Annotated in this window: 22 protein-coding genes; 12 read left to right on the top strand and 10 right to left on the bottom strand. The window is 75.3% G+C overall.

All coding sequences use genetic code 11. The annotated features are described in order from the left end of the window. Window positions 1–47: 47 nt before the first annotated feature. The gene (gene mdo / locus FB458_RS14785) at window positions 48–1,340 is read right to left on the bottom strand and encodes an NDMA-dependent methanol dehydrogenase (RefSeq protein ID WP_141849160.1); all 1,293 of its coding nucleotides are present in this window, start codon (window positions 1,338–1,340) and stop codon (window positions 48–50) included. Window positions 1,341–1,707: 367 nt separating this feature from the next. Between mdo and mftA the strand changes: the two genes are divergently transcribed. The 7 genes from mftA to mftD are packed head-to-tail and all read left to right on the top strand — an operon-like array spanning window position 1,708 to window position 7,757. Beyond that, a complete protein-coding gene (mftA, locus tag FB458_RS14780) occupies window positions 1,708–1,851 on the top strand; it encodes a mycofactocin precursor MftA (protein WP_141849159.1) in 144 nt (47 codons plus the stop codon). 10 nt (window positions 1,852–1,861) lie between these two features. Beyond that, window positions 1,862–2,152 (top strand): mycofactocin biosynthesis chaperone MftB, encoded by a 291-nt coding sequence (mftB, locus tag FB458_RS14775; RefSeq protein WP_141849158.1) that lies wholly within the window; start codon window positions 1,862–1,864, stop codon window positions 2,150–2,152. Between the two features lie 9 nt (window positions 2,153–2,161). Next, window positions 2,162–3,358 (top strand): mycofactocin radical SAM maturase, encoded by a 1,197-nt coding sequence (gene mftC, locus FB458_RS14770; protein WP_141849157.1) that lies wholly within the window; start codon window positions 2,162–2,164, stop codon window positions 3,356–3,358. Between the two features lie 2 nt (window positions 3,359–3,360). Next, a complete protein-coding gene (mftE, locus tag FB458_RS14765) occupies window positions 3,361–4,128 on the top strand; it encodes a mycofactocin biosynthesis peptidyl-dipeptidase MftE (protein ID WP_246061253.1) in 768 nt (255 codons plus the stop codon). Continuing rightward, the gene (locus tag FB458_RS14760) at window positions 4,125–4,979 is read left to right on the top strand and encodes a mycofactocin-coupled SDR family oxidoreductase (protein WP_141849156.1); all 855 of its coding nucleotides are present in this window, start codon (window positions 4,125–4,127) and stop codon (window positions 4,977–4,979) included. The genes mftE and FB458_RS14760 overlap by 4 nt, the downstream gene beginning before the upstream one ends. Next, window positions 4,976–6,511, top strand: coding sequence for a mycofactocin biosynthesis glycosyltransferase MftF (gene mftF, locus FB458_RS14755; RefSeq protein ID WP_211356053.1), 1,536 nt, complete (start codon window positions 4,976–4,978; stop codon window positions 6,509–6,511). The genes FB458_RS14760 and mftF overlap by 4 nt, the downstream gene beginning before the upstream one ends. A gap of 46 nt (window positions 6,512–6,557) precedes the next feature. Then, a complete protein-coding gene (mftD, locus tag FB458_RS14750; RefSeq protein ID WP_141849155.1) occupies window positions 6,558–7,757 on the top strand; it encodes a pre-mycofactocin synthase MftD in 1,200 nt (399 codons plus the stop codon). 71 nt (window positions 7,758–7,828) lie between these two features. Here the strand turns inward: mftD and FB458_RS14745 are convergent, their stop codons facing one another. Together FB458_RS14745 and FB458_RS14740 are read right to left on the bottom strand one after the other, a co-directional pair. After that, entirely contained in the window at window positions 7,829–8,704 is an 876-nt protein-coding gene (locus tag FB458_RS14745; protein WP_141849154.1) for an aldo/keto reductase, read from the bottom strand. A gap of 98 nt (window positions 8,705–8,802) precedes the next feature. Continuing rightward, window positions 8,803–10,479, bottom strand: coding sequence for an alkaline phosphatase family protein (locus FB458_RS14740; protein WP_141849153.1), 1,677 nt, complete (start codon window positions 10,477–10,479; stop codon window positions 8,803–8,805). Between the two features lie 169 nt (window positions 10,480–10,648). On the opposite strand from FB458_RS14740, the gene FB458_RS14735 reads away from it, so the two are divergent. Continuing rightward, window positions 10,649–11,149 (top strand): phosphoribosyltransferase, encoded by a 501-nt coding sequence (locus FB458_RS14735; protein ID WP_141849152.1) that lies wholly within the window; start codon window positions 10,649–10,651, stop codon window positions 11,147–11,149. 294 nt (window positions 11,150–11,443) lie between these two features. Here the strand turns inward: FB458_RS14735 and tsf are convergent, their stop codons facing one another. After that, complete coding sequence (tsf, locus tag FB458_RS14730; protein ID WP_141849151.1) at window positions 11,444–12,274, bottom strand: translation elongation factor Ts; 831 nt, start codon at window positions 12,272–12,274, stop codon at window positions 11,444–11,446. A gap of 27 nt (window positions 12,275–12,301) precedes the next feature. Then, the gene (gene rpsB, locus FB458_RS14725; RefSeq protein WP_141849150.1) at window positions 12,302–13,201 is read right to left on the bottom strand and encodes a 30S ribosomal protein S2; all 900 of its coding nucleotides are present in this window, start codon (window positions 13,199–13,201) and stop codon (window positions 12,302–12,304) included. Between the two features lie 281 nt (window positions 13,202–13,482). Between rpsB and FB458_RS14720 the strand changes: the two genes are divergently transcribed. From FB458_RS14720 to FB458_RS14705, 4 genes are all read left to right on the top strand, one after another. Then, window positions 13,483–15,576 (top strand): DUF6541 family protein, encoded by a 2,094-nt coding sequence (locus FB458_RS14720; RefSeq protein ID WP_141849149.1) that lies wholly within the window; start codon window positions 13,483–13,485, stop codon window positions 15,574–15,576. A gap of 291 nt (window positions 15,577–15,867) precedes the next feature. Next, the gene (locus tag FB458_RS14715) at window positions 15,868–17,025 is read left to right on the top strand and encodes a pyridoxal phosphate-dependent aminotransferase (RefSeq protein WP_141849148.1); all 1,158 of its coding nucleotides are present in this window, start codon (window positions 15,868–15,870) and stop codon (window positions 17,023–17,025) included. 298 nt (window positions 17,026–17,323) lie between these two features. Next, entirely contained in the window at window positions 17,324–17,884 is a 561-nt protein-coding gene (locus FB458_RS14710) for a peptidoglycan DD-metalloendopeptidase family protein (protein WP_141849147.1), read from the top strand. Window positions 17,885–17,973: 89 nt separating this feature from the next. Continuing rightward, window positions 17,974–18,390 carry a hypothetical protein gene (locus FB458_RS14705; RefSeq protein WP_141849146.1) on the top strand — a complete coding sequence of 139 codons (417 nt, stop codon included), beginning with the start codon at window positions 17,974–17,976 and terminating at the stop codon, window positions 18,388–18,390. 81 nt (window positions 18,391–18,471) lie between these two features. Here the strand turns inward: FB458_RS14705 and FB458_RS14700 are convergent, their stop codons facing one another. The 5 genes from FB458_RS14700 to FB458_RS14680 form a co-directional block, all read right to left on the bottom strand. Then, complete coding sequence (locus FB458_RS14700) at window positions 18,472–19,437, bottom strand: DUF3152 domain-containing protein (protein WP_246061251.1); 966 nt, start codon at window positions 19,435–19,437, stop codon at window positions 18,472–18,474. 102 nt (window positions 19,438–19,539) lie between these two features. Beyond that, complete coding sequence (locus FB458_RS14695) at window positions 19,540–20,445, bottom strand: tyrosine recombinase XerC (RefSeq protein ID WP_246061596.1); 906 nt, start codon at window positions 20,443–20,445, stop codon at window positions 19,540–19,542. A 133-nt stretch (window positions 20,446–20,578) separates the two neighbouring features. Beyond that, window positions 20,579–21,739, bottom strand: a complete 1,161-nt coding sequence (gene dprA / locus FB458_RS14690) for a DNA-processing protein DprA (RefSeq protein WP_211356052.1) — start codon at window positions 21,737–21,739, stop codon at window positions 20,579–20,581. Further along, window positions 21,736–23,280: a YifB family Mg chelatase-like AAA ATPase gene (locus FB458_RS14685; protein ID WP_141849144.1), complete on the bottom strand. Its 1,545-nt coding sequence runs from the start codon at window positions 23,278–23,280 to the stop codon at window positions 21,736–21,738. The genes dprA and FB458_RS14685 overlap by 4 nt, the downstream gene beginning before the upstream one ends. Continuing rightward, window positions 23,277–23,648 carry a YraN family protein gene (locus FB458_RS14680; RefSeq protein WP_141849143.1) on the bottom strand — a complete coding sequence of 124 codons (372 nt, stop codon included), beginning with the start codon at window positions 23,646–23,648 and terminating at the stop codon, window positions 23,277–23,279. Before FB458_RS14680 ends, FB458_RS14685 begins: the two co-directional genes overlap by 4 nt. Between the last annotated feature and the right edge of the window lie 76 nt (window positions 23,649–23,724).

Raw genomic sequence — 23,724 nt, 5'->3', positions numbered from 1 at the left:
GGGCCGGGGCCACGTCACGTGGCCCCGGCCCCGGGGTCGACGGCCGGTCAGCCCAGCAGGTCGTCCAGGTCGCCGTTCATGCAGTGCTCGACCACCGGGCGCACGGTGTCGAAGGTGCACTCCTTGGCGTTGCCGGGTGTGCAGGCGTCACCGAGCACGTGGTTGGTGATCCGGTCGACGTCCTCCTGGTCGCCGGTGATGACCTTGGCCTTCTCGTAGAACGCGGTCGGGCCCTGCCCGAGGCGGTTCTTGGAGTAGCTGTCCTGCGTGACGTCGGTGAACTTCTCCGTGATGCCCACGTCGCGCAGCAGCCGGATCGCCGCCGCGAGCGCGGCGTCCGCCGCCTGCACGGTCGTCATCCCCCCGATGTCGACCCCCATGGCCTGCGCCATGTCGGCGAAGCGCTTGTACTGCGTGGGCATGTTGAAGGCCCAGACGCGGGGCAGGGCGATGGCGTTGTTGAGCCCGTGGTGGGTGTCGTAGAACGCCGACACCGCGTGCGAGATGGAGTGGATGATCCCCAGGCCCCCGGAGTTGAACGCCTGCGCGGCGATGTACTGCGCGTACATCATCCCCTCGCGGCCCTTGAGGTCCTGGCCGTTCCACGTCGCCTCGCGCAGGTTCTCCGCCGTGAGCTTGATGGCCCGCAGGGCGTTGCCGAGCGAGGGCTCGAAGTTGAGCCGGGAGACGTACGGCTCGCTGGCGTGCGCGAGCACGTCGAACCCGCACTGGGCGGTGTAGTCGACCGGCAGGTCGTAGTAGAGCACCGGGTCGTCGATGGCGAGCGTCGTCACCGACGCGTCGTCGAAGGCGACGTACTTGTGCGGCTTGCCCGGGTCCGTCGTCGTGTCGGTGATGACGTAGGCCCACGACGTCTCCGACCCTGTGCCCGCGGTCGTCGAGACCGCGATGTGCGGCGGGTTCTTCGGGTTCTCGGACATGTTGAAGCCCTCGAACTCGTTGACGTTGCGCCCGTCGTGGGCGACCGAGACCCGGGCGCCCTTGCACGCGTCGTGCGAGGACCCGCCGCCGATGGAGACGAAGGAGTCGCACTCGTTCTCCTGGTACATGGACACGGCGTCCATGACGTTGTAGTCCTTGGGGTTCGACTCGACCTTGTCGTAGATCACCACCTCGAGGCCGTGGTACTTCATCGACTCGGCGATCTTGTGCACGACGTCGGTCCCGCGCAGGCCCGAGGTCATGATGAGGGTCTTGCGGAAGCCCAGCTTGAGCGCCTCCGGCCCGATCATCTCGTGCGCCCCAGGACCCATCAGGGCGCGCGGGAACGGGTGGAACTCCTTGATGGGGAACGGTTTGAGCAACTCGTCGACCTGCATCGGACGACCTCCTTGTCGCGGTGGTGATGACGCTGCCTCGGGTGCCGCCCGGCTCGGGCCGCGGCCGGCGGTGACGACCGGACGCTAGGAGCGGGGGACCTGCGAGCCCAAGACACGGCCGGCAAGACTGTGCGGCCGGGTGCGCGGGCCGGTCCGGCCGGCCGGGGGACGGCCCCTCCGGTCGGGCAGGGCGCGCTCGCTCCGGGCCCGGCCCTGCCCGGATGGGCAGGTCAGGTGCGCCCGGACGGGGGGCGAGGGCGACGGGCGACGCTCCTAACGTCGGCTGCACCCCGCAGCAGCGGGGACCGCACCCAGCACGACGGCGCCGTCGGCAGGACCCGGGGCGCCCCGACCGGAAGGCACCCGCATGCCCGACACGCTCGCCCCCACCGCCCCCACCGCCCCCACCGTGGAGACCCACGCCGCCCCCGAGCCGGAGCCCGCCGAGACCGACCTGGCCGAGGCCCTCGTCGAGGAGGTCTCCATCGACGGCATGTGCGGCGTCTACTGAAGGAGCACCGATGCTCGACGAGGCCTGGGCGCTCAGCCCGTCGGTGGCGCTGCGGCCCGAGCCCTTCGGGGCGCTGGCCTACGACTTCCACACGCGGCGGCTGAGCTTCCTCAAGACCCCGGCCCTCGTGGACGTCGTGCGGCGGCTCGAGGGCGAGCCCACCGTCGCCGACGCCCTGCGGCGGGCCGGGGTCGAGGCCCCGGACCACCCCGCGTACGTCGCCGCGCTGCGCACCCTCGCCGGCAGCGGCGTCGTCGTACGGCGTCCTGCGCACGACCCCGCCCCCACCCCCACCCGGTAGGAGACCCGCATGACCGCCATCGTCGAGCGCCCACGTCCCGGCCGCCTGGTCGACCAGTTCGAGCGCGGGCTGGACGCGCCGATCTGCCTGACCTGGGAGCTGACCTACGCGTGCAACCTCGCCTGCGTGCACTGCCTCAGCTCGTCCGGGCGGCGGGACCCGCACGAGCTCAGCACGGCCGAGGCCAAGGCGCTCGTCGAGGAGTTCGAGCGCATGCAGATCTTCTACGTCAACATCGGCGGCGGCGAGCCGACGGTGCGGCCGGACTTCTGGGAGCTGCTCGACCACGCCGTCGAGCACCACGTCGGGGTCAAGTTCTCCACCAACGGCTTCCGGATCACCCGCGAGCGCGCGCGCCGCCTCGCCGCGACCGACTACGTCGACGTGCAGGTCTCGCTCGACGGCGCGACCGCGGAGGTCAACGACGCGGTCCGCGGCCGCGGGACGTACGACGCGGCGCTGCGCGCCGTCGAGCACCTCTCCGACGCGGGGATGCAGGACGTCAAGCTGTCGGTGGTCTGCACCCGGCACAACATCGGCCAGCTCGACGAGTTCCAGGCCATCGCCGAGCGGTACGGCGCCCAGCTGCGCCTCACGCGGCTGCGCCCCTCGGGCCGCGGCGCCGACGTGTGGGAGGACCTGCACCCGCGGCCCGAGCAGCAGCGCGAGCTCTACGACTGGCTCGTCGCGCACGGCGACCGGGTCCTCACCGGCGACTCGTTCTTCCACCTCTCCGCGTACGGTGACGCCCTGCCCGGGCTCAACCTGTGCGGTGCGGGGCGGGTGGTGTGCCTCGTCGACCCGGTCGGCGACGTCTACGCGTGCCCGTTCGCCATCCACGACCAGTTCCTCGCCGGCAACGTGCGCGACGACGGCGGCTTCGACCGGGTCTGGAAGCACTCGCCGCTCTTCACCGAGCTCCGCTCGCCGCAGACGGGCGGCGCCTGCACCCGCTGCTCGGCGTACGACGCCTGCCGCGGCGGGTGCATGGCGGCCAAGTTCTTCACCGGCCTCCCGCTCGACGGACCCGACCCCGAGTGCGTCAAGGGCCACGCCGCCGAGCCGAGCGCGGCCGCACGCCCGGCCCCGAGCGGCGACCACTCGCACACCGGGCCGGTCCGCAACGCCCCCGTCCTGCTCCCCCTGCCGACCCGGCGGCCCGACCGCTCCTGCGACGAGAGCCCGCTGGCCGGGTTCCCGGGCTGACCGTGACCGGCCGCGCCCCGAGCCCGCGCCCCCCGAACCCGCGCCCGGACCTGGCCACCGAGACCTCGCCGGGCGTCGGCGAGGGCGAGGCGCTGCTGCTGGTCCCGGTCGGGTCGGTGGAGCAGCACGGCCCGCACCTGCCCCTCGCGACCGACACGGTCGTCGCCACCACGGTGGCCCGCGCGGCCGCCGCGGCGCTCGTCGCCGAGGGCCGGCGGGTCCTCGTCGCGCCCGCGGTGTCCTACGGCAACAGCGGTGAGCACGAGGGCTTCCCGGGAACGGTCTCCATCGGCCACGAGGCGCTGCACGCGGTGCTGGTCGAGCTCGGCCGGTCGGCCTGCCGGTGGGCGCAGGGCGTGATCTTCGTCAACGGGCACGGCGGCAACGTCGCGACGCTGCGCGGGGCGGTGTCCCTGCTGCGCTACGAGGGCCGCCCGGTCGCGTGGACGGTGTGCGACGTCCCGGACGGCGACGCGCACGCGGGGCGGACCGAGACCTCGCTCGCGCTCGAGCTCATGCCGGGGGCCGTCCGCGGACCGCTCGCCGAGCCCGGGTGCACGCTGCCGCTGGCGCAGCTGCTCCCCCGGCTGCGCCGCGACGGCGTCCGGGCCGTGTCGGCCAACGGGGTGCTCGGCGACCCGACGGGAGCCAGCGCCGAGGAGGGCCGGGCGCTGCACGTCGCCCTCGTCCGGACCCTCGTGCACGAGCTGCGGGCCCTGGACGTCCTCGACGACGGCCGGCTGGCGCGGCCGGTCGAGGTGCCCGCGTGAGCAGCGAACCCGGGGCCGGCGGGCTCGGGGGCGGGGGGCTCGGGAGCGGCGGGCTCGGGGGCGGGGGGCTCGGGGGCAGCGCCATCGTCACCGGCGCCGCTCGCGGGATCGGGGCGGCCGTCACCGCCCGCCTCGCCGCCGCCGGCCGGCACGTCTACGCGGTGGACACCTGCCGTGGGGAGGACGGCGGGACGTCGTACCCCCTGGGGCGCCGGGAGGACCTCGAGGCGGTGGCGGCGGCGCACCCGGGACGGGTCACCCCCGTGGTCGCCGACGCCGCGGACGGGGCGGCGATGGTCGAGCTCGTCACCCGGGTGGGGTCCGAGCGGGGTGACCTGACCAGCGTCGTGGCCGCGGCGGCCGTCATCGCCGGCGGCGACGCGCAGTGGGAGACCGGCGACGACGTCCTCGACCGGCTGTGGCGCGAGGACCTGCTCACCGTGTGGCGCACCGCGCACGCGAGCCTGCCGTCGCTGCTGCGCCGCGACCCGGCGGCGCGCCCGGCCTTCGTCGCCGTCGCCTCCGCCGCCGGGCTGCAGGGGCTGTACCACCTCAGCGCCTACTGCACCGTCAAGCACGCGGTCGTCGGGCTGGTGCGCGGGCTGGCCGCCGACGTCACCGGGACCGGCGTCACCGTCGCGGCCGTCTGCCCGGGGTCGACCGACACCCCCATGCTCGCCGAGACGGCCCGGCTCTACGGGCTCGACGACGTCGCACCCCTGGTCGCGCACCAGGCCGTCGGCCGGGCCCTGGACCCCGACGAGGTCGCGGGCGTCGTCGTGCACGCCTGCACCGCCGGGCCGGTGCTCGCCGGCGCCGTGCTCACCGCGACGGGCGGGTTCGCCGGATGATGCTGCTGCGTCACGCACCGCGCCCCGCGCCGCCGCGGGCGGCCGCCCCGCCGGCGCCGGCGAGCACCCGGCTGCCCGACGGGTTCGCCGTCGTCCTGTCGGCCACGACCGCGGTCGGCGAGGACGGGGCCTCGCTGCTGGGGACGACGACCGGGCGGTACCTGCGGCTGCGCCCGGCCGCCAGGCCGCTGCTCGTCGGGAGGCGGGTCACGGTCACCGATGCGGCGTCGGCCGCGCTCGCGCGGCTCCTGCTCGACCGCGACCTCGCCGACCCGGACCCGGCCGGGGACGCCTGCGACGACGCCTCCGACCACGCCTCCGACCACGCCTCCGACGACGCCGCGGTCGACGACGTCACCGTCGTCGTGCCCGTCCGCGACCGACCGGAGGCGCTGGCGCGGCTGCTCGCCGCGCTCCCCCCGCGGCTGCCGGTCGTCGTCGTCGACGACGGGTCGGTCGACGGGCGCACCGGCGCCGTCGCCCGGGCGGCGGGCGCCCGCGTGGTCCGCCTCGACCCGGGACGCGGCCCCGCCGCGGCCCGCAACGCCGGCGCCGCGGAGGCCACGACGCCGTACGTCGCCCTGCTCGACTCCGACGTCGTCCCCGACCCCGGGTGGCTCGCGCGGCTGCGGCGCCACCTCGACGACCCCGCGGTGGCCGTCGTCGCGCCGCGGGTGCTCGGCCTGCCCGACGAGGGCGGTCGCGGCGGGTGGCTGCACCGCTACGAGGCGGTGCGCTCGTCGCTCGACCTCGGTGCGCGACCGGCCGGCGTCCGGCCGCACGGGCAGGTCGCCTACCTGCCGAGCGCCGCCCTGCTCGTCCGGGCGGCCGCCTGGGGCGACGGGTTCGACGAGCGCCTGCAGGTCGGCGAGGACGTCGACCTCGTGTGGCGGACCTGGTCGGCGGGCTGGCGGCTGCGCTTCGAGCCGGCCGCCGTCGTCCGCCACGAGCACCGCACGGAGGTCTCGGGCTGGTTGTCGCGCAAGGCGTTCTACGGCACGAGCGCGGACCTGCTCGCCGCGCGGCACGGGGACGCCGTCGCGCCGATGGTCCTCACCCCGTGGACGGCCGTCGTCGCGGTCGCGTTGCTCGCGCAGCGGCGGTGGTCGCTGCCGGTGGCCGCCGGGGCGTACGTCGTCGCGACCGCCGGGGTGCGCCGCCGGCTGCCTCCCGGGGGCCGGCCGTGGACCGCGGCCGCGTCGATGACCGCGGTCGGCCTCGTCGGCGCCGTCTGGCAGACCAGCGCGGCGCTGACCCGCCACTACTGGCCGCTGGCCGCGCTCGGCTGCCTGGTCAGCCGGCGCGCCCGGCGCGCCGTGGCCCTCGCCGCGGTCGCCGACGGGCTGCTCGACCACCGACGGACCGGCGCCGACCTCGACCCGGTCCGGTACGTCGTCGCCCGCCGGCTCGACGACCTCGCGTACGGCGCCGGGGTGTGGGCGGGGGCCTGGCGCGGGCGCTCCGTACGGGCGCTGCGGCCGGCCCTGCGCGGGTTCACCCGCCGCCGTGACGCCGACGCGAAGCCTTCCTGAGCACGCTTCTTCGAGCACCGAGACAGCCCGACCGAGAGGACCCCCGATGGCCAAGAACCTGTGGATGGAGACCGTCGCCGAGGCGCAGCGCCGTGCCCGACGCCGCCTGCCCGCGTCGGTCTACAGCGCGCTGCTGGCGGGCTCCGAGAAGGGGGTGACCTACGAGGACAACATGAACGCGTTCGGCGAGGTGGGGTTCGCGCCGCACGTCGCCGGGCTGGTGGCCGAGCGGGACCAGGCGACGACGGTCATGGGCCAGCCGATCTCCTTCCCGGTCATCATCTCGCCGACCGGCGTGCAGGCCGTGCACCCCGAGGGCGAGGTCGCCGTGGCCCGCGCGGCCGCGGCGCGCGGGACGGCGATCGGGCTGTCGTCGTTCGCGTCCCGGTCGGTCGAGGACGTCGTCGCCGCCAACCCGCAGACGTTCTTCCAGCTGTACTGGATGGGTTCCCGGGACGTGATGGAGGCGCGGATGGCGCGGGCCCGGGCCGCCGGAGCGGTGGGGCTCATCGCGACGCTCGACTGGACGTTCTCCTACGGCCGTGACTGGGGCAGCCCGAAGATCCCGGAGAAGCTCGATCTCAAGGCGATGCTCGGGTTCGCGCACGAGGGGCTGCTTCGCCCGAAGTGGCTGCTCGACTACGTGCGCAGCGGCGCGCTGCCCGACCTCACGACCCCCAACCTCACCGACGGCGGGCGCCCGGCGCCGACCTTCTTCGGCGCGTACGGCGAGTGGATGACCACCCCGCCGCCCACGTGGGAGGACATCGCGTGGATGCGCGAGACCTGGGGCGGGCCGTTCATGCTCAAGGGCATCTCGCGGCACGACGACGCCCGTCGCGCCGTCGACGCCGGGGTCACGGCGATCTCGGTGTCGAACCACGGCGGCAACAACCTCGACACGACGCCGGCGACGATCCGGCTGCTGCCGGGCATCGTCGAGGCCGTCGGCGACGACGTCGAGGTGCTGCTCGACGGGGGCGTGCGGCGCGGGTCCGACGTCGTCAAGGCCGTCGCCCTCGGCGCCCGCGCGGTGATGATCGGCCGCGCCTACCTGTGGGGCCTCGCGGCCAACGGCCAGCCGGGCGTCGAGAACGTCCTCGACATCCTGCGGCGCGGGGTCGACTCGTGCCTGCTCGGGCTCGGGCACGGGTCGATCCACGACCTCACCCCGGACGACGTCGTCGTGCCGGACGGGTTCCGGCGCGAGCTCGGCACGGGCGCGCGGTCGCGCAGCCGCACCTAGGCCCCACCCGGGGACCCCTGCGTCCGCACCGCTGGGGCACCGGTGCCACAGAGGTGCGGACGCAGCAGGGGTCAGATGGAGTGCAGGAAGGGCGAGGAGTACTCGGCGTCGTCCTGGAGCGCGGCCTCGGCGTCGACCGGGTCCATCCGGTCGGCCTCGGCGGCGACGAGGTGGTGCAGCAGCCGCACGTCGCCGGCGGTCGCGAGGCCGGTGACCTCCTCGTGCGCGAGCACCCAGGACGTCGCGGCGCGGATGCGCCCGGCGTCGTCGTACGGCTCGTACCAGGTGTCGTAGCCGCCGCGGCGCTCGCCGTCCGCGCGCTCCGGCCAGTTGCGCCGGGCCACGGTCTTGATCGTCATGAGGCCGGCGTCCTGGCGCCTCACCTCGTCGACGAGCGCAGCCCAGGCGTCGCGGAACGACTCCTCGCGCCACAGCACGGGGTTGAGCGGGGTGAGGACGGTCGCGAAGGGGTAGCGCCGCAACCCCTCGAGGTGGGTCGCGGCCGCCTGGGTGCCGTGGCCGGTGATGCCGACCGCGCCGACGAGGCCCTCCTCCTGCGCCCGTACGGCGGCCTCGAGCGCCCCACCGGGTCCGGTCACCTTGTCGAGCTCCTCGAGGTCGCCGACCGCGTGCAGCTGGATGAGGTCGAGCCGGTCGGTCTGCAGCCGCTCGAGCGAGCGGTTGATGCTCGCCCACGCCTCGTCGCGGGTGCGGTCGCCGGTCTTGCTGGCGAGGAAGACCTTGTCGCGGATCCGCGGGATCCACGGCCCCAGGCGCAGCTCCGCGTCGCCGTACGACGCCGCGACGTCGAGGTGGTTGATCCCCGCGTCGAGCGCCTCCTGGACCGAGCGGTCGGCGGTCTGCTGGTCGACACCGGACAGGGCCGCGGCGCCGTACAGCAGCACGCTGCTCTCGTGGCCGAGCCGTCCGAGGCGGCGGTACTCCATGGTGTCCCTCTCGTCGTGGTCCCCCGACCGCTCCCGAGTCAACACCGGCGACGGGCCCCCGTCCACCCGGGGTGGAGGGGGCCCGCCGCGCGGCCGGCTCAGCGCAGCGCGCCGGGCAGCACCGCGGTGTGCTCGAGCCGCACGGCCTGCAGGGCGCGCGGGTCGAGGCCGAGGAGGGCGAGGATCGTCGGGGCGATCTGGGTCGTCTCGACCGGGCTCGCGACCACCGAGCCGCGCGAGCTCCCGAGACCGACGGACGAGGCGCGGGCGACGACGATCGGGACGTGCCGGTCCTGCGCGTTCATCCCGCCGTGCTCGGCGATCTTCTTCGTGCCGCCGGTGTAGACGACGCCGTCCTGCGCGACGCCGACGACGTCGGGGTGACGCGGCTCGTCCACCGACACCCCGTAGTACGACGCCGCGTCGGCGCCGGCGTAGACCTTCGTCAGACCCGAGGCGGGCACCGTCCGACTGGTCAGCGAGATGGTGCTGCCGGTGGCGGGGTGGCTGAGCAGCCACTGCTGGACGAAGCGGGTGGCGGCCGGCGACCGGTCACTCAGCCACAGCAGCATGCTGTCGTCGTCGGCGGAGAAGGTCACCAGCCGGGTCTCGCTCGGGTGCGACACGGCCCAGTCGGCGTTGATCGCGTCGATGATCGCGCCGTCGTCGATGCGGGTCAACGCGGTCGGGTCGGTGGGCGACTGACCGTGCTTGGCGGACAGGACGATCGTCGTGCTCGACGCGAGACCGTCCCCGCGCAGCTGCCGGACCATCGAGCCCACCGACGCGTCGACGAAGGAGAGGGCCGACGACAGGACCGGTCCCGGGACGGTGCCGCCGGGCAGGTAGCCGCCCGCCCGGCCGCCGGAGGTCGGCAGCTTCTGGGCGGTCGAGACCGACTGGAAGTTCATGCCGAAGACGGCGGGGGTGCCGACCTTGCTCGTGCGCGAGTGGTCGTAGCCGTCGATCTCGTTGAGCACGGCCTTTACCTTGTAGGCGTCGTACTGCTGCGTGGCGGCGTTGTCGGTCGTCCAGTCGCCGCCGGCGGGCGCGTCGGAGTTGATCTCCGGGGTGAAGAAGTCGTCGACGCCGTGCCCGGAGGGGCCGTCGAGGATCTCGTAGGCCGCGTGCTTGTCGGACCAGGCGGTGCGCAGGCCGGCCCGGTGGGCGACCTCGAAGAGGGTGTTGACCTCGAGGTACTGGTGGGGCAGCACCGGCGTGCAGGTCGCGGGGTCGACGGGCAGCTCGGCGGTGTCGATGACGTCGCGGGGCTGGACGGTCATCGAGAGGATGGACGCCGGCAGCCCGGCGAGGCCCTGCCCGGCGTCGAGCCGGCTCGGGTCCTTGTCGACCGACTCGTCGTACGCGACCGGGGCGCCGGGGGCGACCCCGGTGCACTGCGTCGTCCCGGCGGACAGCAGCGCGCGGTTCCACGTGACGTCGTAGTAGATGCCGGTCGAGCGCGGGTTCCCGCCGGTCACCTGTCCGACCATGCCGGGGAAGGAGTCCGACGGCGCGGGCGTCGAGGCCCGGTCGTAGTCGACGCCGCCGCGCAGCAGGGAGGCGAACGCGGACGTGGGGTGGGTCGCGGCGTACCAGGACAGGTCGCTCTGGTGCAGGCCGTCCACCGAGAGCAGCAGGACGTGCTGCTGCGGGCGGTGGGCGCCGGGTGCGGGGCGGTGCGACGGGCCGGCGCTGGCCGCGGGCACGGCGAGCGCGCCGGCGACGAGCGCGCCGGTGGCCGCGGAGAGCCCGCGGAGGGTGGTGCTGCGCATGATGACCTCTCGATCGGTCGGGTGGGAGTCGGGTGCGCCGCCCTGGCCCGGCGCGCCGCCCATCCGACCCCCCGAAGGTCGAAGGACCCTGCGAGGACGGTGACGCGGAGGCGAACTCTGCCGGTGCAGTGGGTGACCGGGAACCGACCACCGCCCTAGAGTCGCGGTCATGAGCACGAGCGAGGCCACCGACGCCGCGGACCGCGAGGTCCTCACCTACGAGCTGTTCGGTCAGGCCGTCCGCGACATCGCCCAGGCCGTCGTCGACGACGGGTTCCGACCCGACATGGTCCTGTCGATCGCCCGCGGCGGGCTGCTCATCGGCGGCGCGCTGGGCTACGCGCTGGACCTCAAGAACACGTTCGTCATGAACGTCGAGTTCTACACCGGGGTGGACCAGCGCCTCGAGATGCCGCGGATCCTGCCGCCGGTGCCCGACTTCGTCGACCTCGCCGACGCCAAGGTCCTCGTCGCCGACGACGTCGCCGACACCGGCGCGACGCTGCTCTCGGTGCAGGAGTTCGTCGCCGGCCGGGTCGGCGAGGTCCGCACCGCCGTGATCTACGAGAAGCCGCGCTCGCTCGTGAGGTGCGACTACGTCTGGCGCCGCACCGACCGCTGGATCAACTTCCCGTGGAGCACGCTGCCGCCGGTCACGGCGCGCACCTGACCGGACTGCTGCGGGGACGGGACGTCGACGTCCCTCCCCGACCCGGACTGCTGCGGGAACGAGACCTCGACGTCCCTCCCCGACCCGAACTGCTGCGGACGCGGGACATCACCCCTGCGCAGCAGTCCGCCGTACGGGAGGGACGTCGACGTCACCTCCCCGCAGCAGTCCGCCGTACGGGAGGGACGTCGACGTCACCTCCCCGCAGCAGTCCGCCGTACGGGAGGGACGACGAAGGACGCCGGCCACCCCGTGGGGCGACCGGCGTCCTGTCGTACGACGTGCTGTGGAGCCTCAGGCGCCGACGCGGAAGCGGACGAACCCGCTCGCCTCGCAGCCGGCCTCCTTGAGCACCTGCGCGACGGACTTCTTCTGGTCCTTGGCGAAGGCCTGCTCGAGCAGGACGTTCTCCTTGAAGAAGCCGTTGACACGACCCTCGACGATCTTCGGCAGGGCGGCCTCCGGCTTGCCCTCCTCCTTCGCCGTGGCCTCGGCGACGCGACGCTCGTTCTCGACCGTCTCGGCCGGGACCTCGTCGCGGTGCAGGACCGTGGGGCTGAACGCGGCGACGTGCATGGCGACGTCGCGGGCGACCTGCTCGTCCCCACCCTGGGTGGCGACGAGGACACCGATCTGCGCGGGCAGGTCGGGGTTGGTCTTGTGCAGGTACGAGACGACGGTCGGCGCCTCGAGGCGGGCGACGCGCTTGATCTCGATCTTCTCGCCGATGGTGGCGTTGGCCTCGTCGAGCAGCTCCTGGACGGTGCGGCCGTCCTCGAGGGTGCTGGCGAGCAGCTCCTCGGCGGACGCGGCCTTGACGGCCACGGCCTGGGCGAGGACCTGGTCGGACAGCGCCACGAACGGGGCCGACTTCGCGACGAAGTCGGTCTCGCAGAGGATCTCGACGAGGGTGCCGACGCCGCCCTCGGCCTTGGCGACGACCAGACCGTTGGAGGTCGTGCGGCCCTCGCGCTTGCTCACGCCCTTGAGGCCCTTGATGCGCAGGACCTCGATGGCCTTGGCCTGGTCGCCGTCGGCCTCGTCGAGGGCCTTCTTGACGTCGAGCATGCCGGCGCCGGTCTTCTCCCGGAGCGCCTTGATGTCAGCGGCGGTGTAGTTCGCCATCAGTGTCTGTTCTCGCTTCTCTTCGGCTCAGGCGTTGCTGGTCTGGTCCTCGGCCACGGGGGCCTCGGCGGCCGGCGCCTCCTCGGCGGTGGGCGCCTCGGCGGCGGCCTCGGCCGGAGCGGCGTCGGCGGTGGGCGCCTCGGTGGCGGGCGCCTCGGTGGCGGCGGCGTCGGCGTACAGCTCGCGCTCCCACTCGGCGAGGGGCTCCTCGGCACCGGTCTCGGACGAGCCGCCACCGGCGCGGGCCACGAGGCCCTCGGCGACGGCGTCGGCGACGACGCGGGTCAGCAGCGTGACGGAGCGGATCGCGTCGTCGTTGCCCGGGATCTTGTAGTCGACCTCGTCGGGGTCGCAGTTGGTGTCGAGGATCGCGATGACCGGGACGCCCAGCTTGCGCGCCTCGTCGACGGCGAGGTGCTCCTTCTTGGTGTCGACGATCCACACGGCCGAGGGCACGCGGGCCATCGTGCGGATGCCACCGAGGGTCTTCTCCAGCTTGTCCTTCTCGCGCTGGAGGATGAGGAGCTCCTTCTTCGTGCGGCCCGAGCCGGCGACGTCGTCGAAGTCGATCTCCTCGAGCTCCTTGAGGCGCGTGAGGCGCTTGGAGATCGTCTGGAAGTTGGTGAGCATGCCACCGAGCCAGCGGTGGTTGACGTACGGCATCCCGACGCGCGTCGCCTGCTCGGCGATCGGCTCCTGGGCCTGCTTCTTCGTGCCGACGAAGAGGATGGTGCCGCCGTGGGCGACGGTCTCCTTGACGAACTCGAAGGCGTTGTTGATGTACGTCAGCGACTGCTGCAGGTCGATGATGTAGATGCCGTTGCGCTCCGTCATGATGAAGCGCTTCATCTTGGGGTTCCAGCGACGGGTCTGGTGCCCGAAGTGGACGCCGCTCTCGAGGAGCTGGCGCATGGTGACGACGGCCATGCCGAGGTCCTTCCCTAGGGGTGGTGGTTGACGTCGGGACCACGCCACGTCGGCGGGTCCCTGCCTGGCGTCACGACGCACCACAGCCGCCCGGCCGAGCCGGACGGACCTCCACGGTGCGCGCCGGCTTCGGAGGCGGGGCCTCGTCAGTCGGAGTTGACGCGCGAATTCGGCCCCCGTCCACCTCCCTCGCAGGAGGAGCCCGGTTGCCGTAGGGACATCGTACGGCGTGCCGGGTGCACCCCGGAAATCGTCCCTCCCCCGGCGGTTAGGGTCAGCCCATGCATGCGTGGTGGCCGGTGGCGCCGCTCTTCGGCGTCCTGGTCGCCATCACCCTCGTCCCGGGCCTGCTCATGGCCTACGCCCTGCGCCTGCGCGGGCTCGTCGCCTGGGGCCTCGCGCCGGCCCTCGGGCTCACCGTGCTCGGCGTGGCGCCGGTCCTCGCGCGGTTCTGGGGGGTGACCTGGTCGCGCGGCGCGTTCGCGGCGGGGGCCGCGGCCTTCGTCGTCCTCGCGTGGTTCCTCGGGCTGTGCCTGCGGCTGTGGTGGCAGGCCGCCCGTCGTCCGCGCCCGCCCAAGGCGCGCCGCGACGGGACCGCGACGCTGGCGACCGCCGCGGTGGCGGTGGTGCTCGGGTCGGCGGCGACGCTGTGGGCGGTGCTGCCGGCCATCGGCTCCCCGGACGAGCTCGTCGACTCCACCGACGTCGTCGCCCACCTCAACCGGCTGCGCGCCTTCCTCGACAGCGGGTCGTTCTCCTCGATCGGCCCGCCGAGCAGCTACCCCAGCGGGTTCCACGACCTGGCCGGCACCGCGCAGATCCTGCTGCCCGGCACCGGCATCATCGGGCTCGGCAACGTCACCGCCGTCACCGCCGCCGCGGTGTTCTGGCCGCTGGGGTGCGTCGCGCTCGCCCGCCAGACCCTCGGCCGCCGCCCGGTCGTCCTGCTCGGCGCCGGCCTCGCGTCCGCCGCGCTGACGACGTTCCCCTTCGTGCTGATGGGTTGGGGCGTGCTGTGGCCCAACCTGCTCGGGACGGCGATCCTGCCCGGGGTGCTCGGCCCGGCGTTCATCGTCACCCGGGTCGTGCGCGGGCCGGGCACGGGGGCGGTCACCGTCGACCGGACCGGGCTGACCGCGGCCACCCTGCTGGCCCTGCCCGGACTGCTCCTGGCCCACCCCAACGCCTTCGTCTCGCTCGTCATGCTCGTCGGGGTCGGCGTCCTCGCCTCGCTCCTCGTGCGGGGCACGAGCACCACCGGGCCCGTACGGCGCCGCGCCCTCGGCGGCGCCGCGGCCCTGGCCGTCGTCGCCGTGGCCGGGCTGCTGCTCGTCCCCCGCCTCTCGCGCCAGGTCGCCGACACGCAGAGCTACGACTGGTCGGGCGGGGTCCCCGTGACGACGGCGCTGCAGGAGGTGACGCTGCTCGGGCTGCAGGTGCACCCGCAGTTCCCCCTCGCCCTGCTCACCCTCGTCGGGCTGCTCGTCTGCTCGCGGATGCGGCGGCTGCGCTGGCTCGTCGCCGTCTGGGCCTTCTGCGTGCTGCTCTTCGTCCTCGCCGCCACGAGCCGGACGGCGCTCGGGGTCCTGCTCACCGGCTACTGGTACAACGACAAGGTCCGACTCGCCTCGCTCGCCGCGGTGCCGACCGTCCTGCTCGTCACGGTCGCCCTGGCCTGGCTCGCCCGGCTGGTGGCCCGCGCCCTCGCCGCGGTCGGACCGCCCGGGCCGGCGCGGCCGCCCGCCGGTGGCGGGGCGCCCACCGCGGCCACGGGTCGCCGTACGGCGTCGTGGGGGTCACCGGCCCGGCTGCGCCGCACGACGGCGACCACCGGCGTGCTCGTGCTGCTCGTCGCGGCCACCGGCGCGCTGGCGCACACCGAGACCTCCGAGCTCGTGCACCGCTACTACCACCCGCCCGAGGCCGACCACACGCTGCTGCTGCCGGCCGAGGACGCGCAGCTCGCCCGGCTGGCCAGCGTCATCCCGCCGGACGCCGTCGTCGCCGACGTGCCCGCCAACGGCAGCGGCCTGCTCTACGCGCTGCACGGGCGCAAGCTGCTCTTCACCTCGCTGCTGCTCGACCCGGACCCCGACCGGCAGGTCGTCGCCGAGCGGCTCGACCAGGCGACGAGCGACCCCGCGGTGTGCGACTCCGCCCGGCGGCTGGGCGTGCGCTACGCCATCACCGGGTCGGTCCGCTACTGGCTCAGCCTCGACGACCGCACGCTGGGGATCAGCCGGATCACCGCGGCGACCCCCGGCTTCACGCGCGTCGCGCAGGAGGGTCGCTACACGCTGTGGCGGATCGACGCCTGCGGCTTCGACGCCGAGGCCTCCGGCGACGACGTCCCGCAGGCCGCGACGCAGCCCTGAGCCGGGCGTCCGCACGCGGGATGGCACGTTCCTGTCATCCGACGTCGGACGACATGTTCGAGGGTCGTCGTATCCTGGTCCTGGTCCGCCGCTGGTGCTCGGCGGGCCCGCACGACACGGTAGGGGGCCGCCGCCGTCCTCTCGTCGCCCCCACGGGAGGCGGAGCGGCAACGACCCCCGGCGGTCGCCCCTCCCCCAGCGGGGGCGACGAGCCGGCGGTGCTCCCTCGGACGGACGGGCTCACCGCCGGCTCCCCGCGCCCTGCCGGGGGGTCGTCGTAGGGTCGGGGTCATGCCGCGCGGAGAGAACCCCCGGATGTCGCCCTTCGGGACGACGATCTTCGCCGAGATGTCGGCGCTGGCCGTGCGGACCGGGGCGATCAACCTCGGCCAGGGCTTCCCCGACACCGACGGCCCGCGCGAGCTGCTCGACGCGGCGGTGGCGGCCATCCTGGGCGGGCGCAACCAGTACCCGCCCGGCCCCGGGGTGCCCGAGCTGCTCGAGGCCGTGGCGGCGCACCAGAGGCGGTTCTACGGGATCGAGCTCGACCCCACCCGCGAGGTGCTCGTCACCGCCGGCGCGACCGAGGCCATCGCGGCGGCGGTCCTCGGGCTGTGCGAACCGGGCGACGAGGTCGTGACCTTCGAGCCGTACTACGACTCCTACGCGGCGACGATCGCCCTCGCCGGGGCGGAGCGCCGCACGTCGGTGCTGCGCTTCCCCGACTTCGCCGTCGACGAGGCCTCGCTGCGGGCGGCGTTCTCCCCGCGCACCAAGGTCGTCCTGCTCAACACCCCGCACAACCCGACGGGCAAGGTCTTCACCCGCGACGAGCTCGAGCTCGTCGCCGAGCTGGCCCACGAGCACGACACCTGGGTGGTCACCGACGAGGTGTACGAGCACCTGCTCTTCGACGGCGCGCAGCACGTGCCGATCTCGACGCTGCCGGGGATGCGCGAGCGCACCCTGACCATCGGCTCGGCCGGCAAGACCTTCTCGGCGACGGGCTGGAAGGTCGGCTGGCTCACCGGACCGGCCGAGGCGGTCGCCGCGGCACGACGCGTCAAGCAGTTCCTCACGTACGTCGCCTCCGGCCCCTTCCAGCCGGCCGTCGCCACCGCCCTCGGCCTTCCCGACGCGACGTACGACGGCCTGGCCTCCCGGCTGCAGCACGGCCGCGACCTGCTCGTCGCCGGGCTGGAGGCGGCCGGGCTGACCGTGTCCCGGCCGGCGGCGACGTACTTCGTCATCGCGGACGCGGCGCCGCTCGGGGCGGTCGACGCGCTCGAGTTCTGCCGGGAGCTGCCGGAGCGCTGCGGCGTCGTCGGGGTCCCGGTGTCGGTCTTCCACGACGACGTCGACGCGGCCCGCACGCTCGTGCGCTTCGCGTTCTGCAAGAAGGACGAGGTGCTCGCCGAGGCGGCCCGGAGGCTCGCGACCCTGGGCTGAGGTCGGGCCCGCCGCCACGCGGGTGCTGGATGCCATCAATTGATGGGTTCCAGCACCCCGCCCCGCACACCCGGTGCTGGATGCCATCAATTGATGGGTTCCAGCAGTTCGCCCCGCACACCCGGTGCTGGAGGCCATCAATTGATGGGTTCCAGCAGCCCGCTCCGCGCACTCGGTGCTGGAGGCCATCGATGGACGGGGTCCAGCGGCTGTCCACAGTCGGCCGGACGACCGGGCTGTCCACAGGGCCCCTCGGCGGCGGGCGGTCGCGCCCCGGTGGGCGCGGCAGGCTCGCAGGATGCTGCTCGAGCCCGCCCTCCTCAAGGTCGCCGCCGCCGTCGCCGGGGCGGCGCTGGCCGCGGTCGGGTCGGCCCCGCCGGCGCCGCCGGGGCCTTCCTCGTCGACCGTCGTGGACCGGTCCGGCACCGGAGCACTGCGCTCCCCGTCCGTCGCGTGGAGGTGGCCGCTCGCGGGGACCCCGCCGGTGGTCCACGCCTTCGTGCCGCCGCCGGGCCCGTACGCGCCGGGCCACCGGGGGGTCGACCTCGGCGCGGCCGTCGGGGCGGTGGTGCTGGCGCCCGCCGCCGGCACGGTGACGGTGGCCGGCCGCGTCGCCGGGGTGCCCGTCGTCGTCGTGGCGCACGCCGGCGGCTTGCGCAGCACCCTGCAACCGGTGGCCGCGACGGTGCCGGTGGGCGCCACCGTGCGGGCCGGCGACCCCGTCGCGGTGCTGAGCGGGGACGCGGGTCACTGCGCGCCCGCCGGCTGCCTGCACTGGGGGGTGCTGCGCGGGACGACGTACCTCGACCCGTCGGCGCTGCTGCGGCCACCGCGGGTGGTCCTGCTGCCCTGGTCGTAGTACCACCGGGCACTGGTCGGCCCGACCGCGCAGCGAGGACTCTCGGAGCACGCCACCAACCCCGGGTGGCCCTTCCGAAAGGACCCCCGATGTCCGTCCCCCTCCGCCGTCCTCGCACCGTCCGCGCCCTCGCCGGCGGCGCCCTCGCCGTGGCCGCCGTGGCGGTCCCGCTCGCCGCCGCCGCCCCCGCATCCGCCTCCGGCGGCAAGCCCACCTGCACCCTCGTGGCCCGTCAGGTGCTGCCCGGGATCACCACCCGGGCCAGCTTCTCGGTCCTGCAGGTCGGCACCGTCACCCTCAAGCGGGACGCCGCCAACGACGCGCTCATCGTGCGCCGCACCACGGCCGCCACGGGCTGGACGACCGCGGTCGAGCTGCGCTCGGGCCCGAAGGTGCAGGTCCAGTGGCAGCGCGCCCACGACCTGGTCCAGATCGAGGCCTTCCAGAGCGCCGTCTACTACGGCCCCGACACCCTCGTCACCGAGATCAAGACCTGCACGCGCTGAGCCGTCCGCGGCTCTGCGACGTCTCCTCGGTGCAGGTGCTCCCGTGGCCCGGCCCGCCGTCGGCGGCCGGGCCGCGGCGCGTCAGGCGCCGGTCGGCCACGGCTGGGCGGTGCAGCCCTCGAGCGTCTTGGTCTGCTGCACCATGACCGGTGACGGGCGGCCCGGCCCCGGGCAGTGCACGTGGTTGTGCCCCAGGCCGTGCCCCACCTCGTGGCTGACGAGGTAGATCCGGTAGGCGGCCAGGTCGGAGCCGTAGGTGCTCGAGCCGAGCATCCAGCGGGTGAGGTTGAGGACCGAGCGGCTGCCGTTCCAGCACGACACCTGCTGGAGGGTCACGTCCAGCGGGGCGCACAGCCGCGCCGTCAGCGACGGGCTGGCCAGCGTCACGCGGATGTCGACACCGGCTCCGCGGGCCAGCTCCGCCGGGCTCACCGGGACGAAGCGCACCCCGTCCCGCGCCTGCCACCCGCGCGGGTCGGTGAGCACGGTCATCACCGTGCGCGCCACGTCGGCGCCGGCGACCGGCAGCCCACCCTCCAGCTCGACCGAGTAGCGCACCGTGCGCCCCGCCGTCGCCACCGGGCCCGCCGGGATCTCCAGCGGGGTGACGACGCCGTTGCCGCTCGCCGGGACCGCGACCTCGGTGGCGGTCGACGCCGGCGACGGGGTCGGCGCCGGGGGTCCGTCGTCGGCGCGGGCCGCGGCGGACGCGCGCGGTGCGGTAGTCGCCGACGCACCGGCCGACGGGGCGGGCGTGAGGGCCGACGAGGCGCCTGCGGCACCGGACCCCGAGGCGCGGGCGGCGCCGGCTCCACCGACCACGCCGTCCGCCGCTGCGGACGACGTCCCCGCGAGCACCTGCGCGGACCCCAGCGCGGTCGCCGCGGTCGTCGTCCCGGCGTCCTCGAACCGGCGGGCGAGGACCGTCCCCACGACGAGCAGCAGGATGGCGACGACGACGGTGCGCCGCAGCCGCATCCGGCGGCGGCGCGCGGCGGCCGACCGCTGCCGCACGGCCGGGTCCGGCCGCTGGGTGGTCGTCGTCATGACGTGCTGGTGTCCCTCCGCCTCGTGGTGCGTCCCATCATGGTGCCGCGCGCCCGCCACCCGCGCCGCGCGCCCCGGGACACGCCCACGCGGGTGTCCTCGTCAGGCCCGCGGGTGGGCCTGCTCGTAGCTGCGGCGCAGCCGGTCGACCGACACGTGGGTGTAGATCTGGGTGGTGGCCAGGCTGGCGTGCCCCAGCAGCTCCTGGACCATCCTCAGGTCGGCCCCTCCCTCCAGCAGGTGGGTCGCGGCGCTGTGCCGCAGACCGTGCGGGCCGAGGTCGGGGGCGTCGGGGACGTGGCGCAGCAGGACGTGGACGAGCTCGCGCACCTGGCGGGCGTCGACCCGGCGCCCTCGGCGACCGAGGAAGAGCGCCGGGCCGCTCCCCTCGCGGACGAGCTCGGACCGGCGCCCGAGCCAGGCCTGCAGCGCCTCGCGGGCGGGGACCCCGAAGGGGACGGTGCGCTCCTTCGCGCCCTTGCCGAGGACCCGGACCAGTCCCTCGCGCAGGTCGACGTCGTCCACGTCGAGCGAGACGAGCTCGCCGACGCGGATGCCGCTGGCGTAGAGCAGCTCGAGGACCGCGCGGTTCCGCACGTGCAGCGGGTCGTCGTCGTCGGCGGCGACGGAGGCGACGTCGAGCAGCTCGGCGGCCTCCTGTGCCCGCAGCACCCCGGGCAGGGTCCGGTGCCGTCGCGGCGCGGTGAGTCGCAGCGACGGGTCGGTGGGGATCCGCCCGGTGCGGGTGGCCCACCGCAGGAACGTGCGGGCGGCCGCCGCGCGGCGGGCGACCGTCGTCCTCGCCGCCCCGGCCCGGGAGAGGTCGGCCAGCCACGCGCGCAGGTCGGCCAGCGACAGCTCGCCCACCCGCTGCACCCCTGCGGACTCCTGCGCCCAGGCCAGCAGGTGCCGCACGTCGCCGAGGTAGGCCCGGGTCGTGTGCTCCGAACGCCCCCGCTCCGAGCGCAGGTGCCGCTCGAAGTCGCGCACCACCGCCTCGTCGGGCAGGACGCTGGCGTCGGGGGCCGGCTCGGGGGCCGGCTCGGGGGCCCGCTCGGGGTGGGACACCTCGTCACGGTGGCACACCCAGGACGGCGACGGCCGCAGCGACCCGCCCCCCGCCGGTCCACCGGCGGGGCCGTCACGACCCTGTCCCCGCTCCGTCGTCGTCGGGCGGCACTCGCCGCCAGCGTCCGGCGCTGCGCCGGACGAGCCCGAGGAGCTCCATCCGCGGCAGGCCGGTGAGCACCGCCGACAGCGGCACCCCGGCGGCGACGGCGATCGACGGGGCGTCCGCGGGGCGTCGTACGGGCACCATGGACAGGATCTGGGTCTCGAGCAGGTCCAGCGCGTCCTCGGGTCGGGAGGGGGCCCGCTTGACCGGGGCGAGGTCCGCCCCGTAGCCGCCCACGAGCTCGGCCACCTCGTCGACGTCGGTGACCAGCTGGGCCAGCCCCTTGCGGACGGCCTCGTGGCACCCGGCCGAGGCCATCGACGTCACCGGCCCGGGCACCGCGCCGACCGGGCGGTTGAGCCGGCTCGCGACCCCGGCCGTGTGCAGCGAGCCCGACCGCAGCCCCGCCTCGACGACGAGCGTGCCCGCCCCGAGGGCCGCGATGACCCGGTTGCGCAGCAGGAACCGGGGCCGGGTGGGGGCCGACCCGGGCGCCACCTCGCTGAGCACCGCCCCGGACTCGGCGATCGCCGAGATCAGCCGGGTGTGCGCCACGGGGTACGGCCGGTCCACCCCGCCCGCGAGCACGGCGACGGTGGCCCCACCGACCGCGAGCGCGCCGCGGTGCGCGGCGCCGTCGATGCCGAAGGCCGCCCCGGAGACGACGGCGAAGCCGCGCTCGGCGAGCCCGGCGGCGAGGTCGGACGCCTGTTGCTCGCCGTACCGGGTGGAGGCGCGGGCGCCGACGACCGACACCGACCGGGGCTGCTCCCCCGCGTGCTCGGCCAGGTCGAGCGGGCCCCGGACCCACAGGCAGACCGGCGGCTGCGCCAGGTCGTCGAGCAGGACCGGCCACTGCGGGTCGCCCGGGCAGAGCAGCCGGGCGCCGAGGGCGTCGGCGAGCTGCAGGTCGCGCTCGACGTCCGCGCGGTCGGCCCGGCGGCGGACGACCTCGGGGACGAGCGGATCACCGGCCAGGGCGAGCTCGGCGGCGACGACCCAGCCGACGTCGCGGACGAGGGCGCGGACGCGCTCGTCGTCCGACTCGCTCCACCGGGTGAAGGCCGCCCGGGCCCAGCGCTCGTCGTCCGCGACCCCGGCGGACGGCGCGGCCGCCGTGGCGCTCACGCCGCCACCTCGGTGTCCTCGTGGCGCAGCAGCAGGGCGAGGCCCACGTCGTCGCGCCCGGGCCGGTCGGCGCCGCGCAGGTCGGCGACCGTCCAGGCCAGCCGCAGGCAGCGCACGTAGCCGCGCATCGTCAGCAGCGTCCGGTCCATCGCGCGGTCCAGGTCGCGGGTCACCGCCGGAGGGAGCCGGAAGCGCGCCTGGCGCAGCACCGGCGACGGGACGTGGGCGTTGACCCGCACCCCCGTCCCGGACCAGCGACCGGCGGCGACCGCCCGCGCCGCGGCGACCCGCCCGGCGACGACCGCGGTCGGCTCCCCCGGCTCGAGGGCCAGCGTCCGGCGCGAGGCCGCCGGGACGAACACCTGGATGTCGACCCGGTCGAGCAGCGGGCCGCGCAGCCGGTTGCCGTACGTCGTGCGGCGCAGGGGTGAGCAGCGGCACCGCTCGGCCTTGCCCCACCCCATGCCGCAGGGGCAGGGGTTCGCGGCGAGCACGAGCTGGAACCGGCACGGGAACCGGTACGTCGCCCCCATCCGCGCGACCGACACGACCCCGGACTCGACCGGCTGGCGCAGCGCCTCGAGCGCGTCGCGGCGCAGCTCGGGGGCCTCGTCGAGGAAGAGCACCCCGTGGTGCGCCTGCGTGACGGCCCCGGGGCTGAGCGACGGACCGCTGCCCCCGCCGACGAGCGCGGGCGCCGAGGTCGCGTGGTGCGGCGCCACGAAGGGCGGTCGGCGGATGAGGTCCGTGGCGGCGCCGAGGGTCCCCATGATCGAGGCGACGGCGGTGACCTCGCCGGCCTGCTCCTCGTCGAGCAGCGGCAGCAGCCCCGGCAGGCGCTCCGCGAGCATCGTCTTGCCCGCTCCGGGCGGACCGACGAGGTAGAGGTGGTGCCCACCAGCGGCGGCGACCTCGAGGGCGTGCCGGGCCTCGACCTGCCCGACGACGTCGACGAGGTCGGGCAGCTCCGGCGGCGGGTCGGGCACGGTGGCCGGCACGGGGACGGGCTCGGGCCGCAGTCCGTCGGCGAGCTGCCGGTAGCGCCCGACGAGCTCGGCCAGGTGGGCCACGGGGTGCACCCGCACGCCGGGCACGAGACCCGCCTCGGTGGCGTTGGCGACCGGGACGACGACGTGCCGTAGACCCGCGTCGGCGGCGGCGCGCACGAGGGGCAGGACGCCCCGCACCGGTCGCACCGTCCCGTCGAGCCCCAGCTCGCCGATGTGCACGACGCGCTCGACGACGTGCGGCCGCAGCACCCCGCTCGCGACGAGCGCGGCCACGCAGATGGCGAGGTCGAAGCCCGACCCCGTCTTGGGGACGGCCGCCGGGGAGAGGTTGACGGTCACCCGTCGCTGCGCCACCTGGTGCCCCGTGTTGGCCGCGGCCGCCTTGACCCGGTCGGCCGACTGCTTGCAGGCGCGGTCCGGGTTGCCGCCCACGGTGAAGGCCGGCAGCCCCTGGGCGACGTCGACCTCCACCTCGACGACGAAGCCCCGCAGGCCGAGCAGCCCCGCCGCGCGGGTGCGGCCGAGGGTCACGGCACGACCCCGACGAGGTGCTGCAGCCGGCACTCGCCGCGTCGGGGCCGCAGGATCCCGATGACGTCAATCCGCACGTCGGCGACGTGGGTGTCGTGCTCGGTCATCCACGCCGCGGCCAGGCGCCGCAGCCGCGCCAGCTTGGCCAGGGTGACCGCCTCGACGGGCGAGCCGAAGACCGTCGTGCGGCGCGTCTTGACCTCGCACACGACGAGGCAGTCGCCGTCGAGAGCGACGATGTCGAGCTCGCCGGCGGCGCAGCGCCAGTTGCGGGCGAGGACGGTCAGGCCGCGCTCACGCAGGTAGCGCTCGGCCAGGCGCTCGCCGTACCGGGCGAGGGTGGTGCGGGGCGGGGTGGTCGGGTCCATGCCGCCACGATGGCCGCAGCCGAGCCCACCACCCGCCGCTCCTCCACAGCCCGGCGCACCGCCCCCGACGGCCCGG

The organism is Lapillicoccus jejuensis (assembly GCF_006715055.1).
Classification (GTDB): Bacteria; Actinomycetota; Actinomycetes; order Actinomycetales; family Dermatophilaceae; genus Lapillicoccus; species Lapillicoccus jejuensis.
Note: the sequence above shows the minus strand (reverse complement) of the source record. Positions and strands in the feature narration are given on the sequence as shown.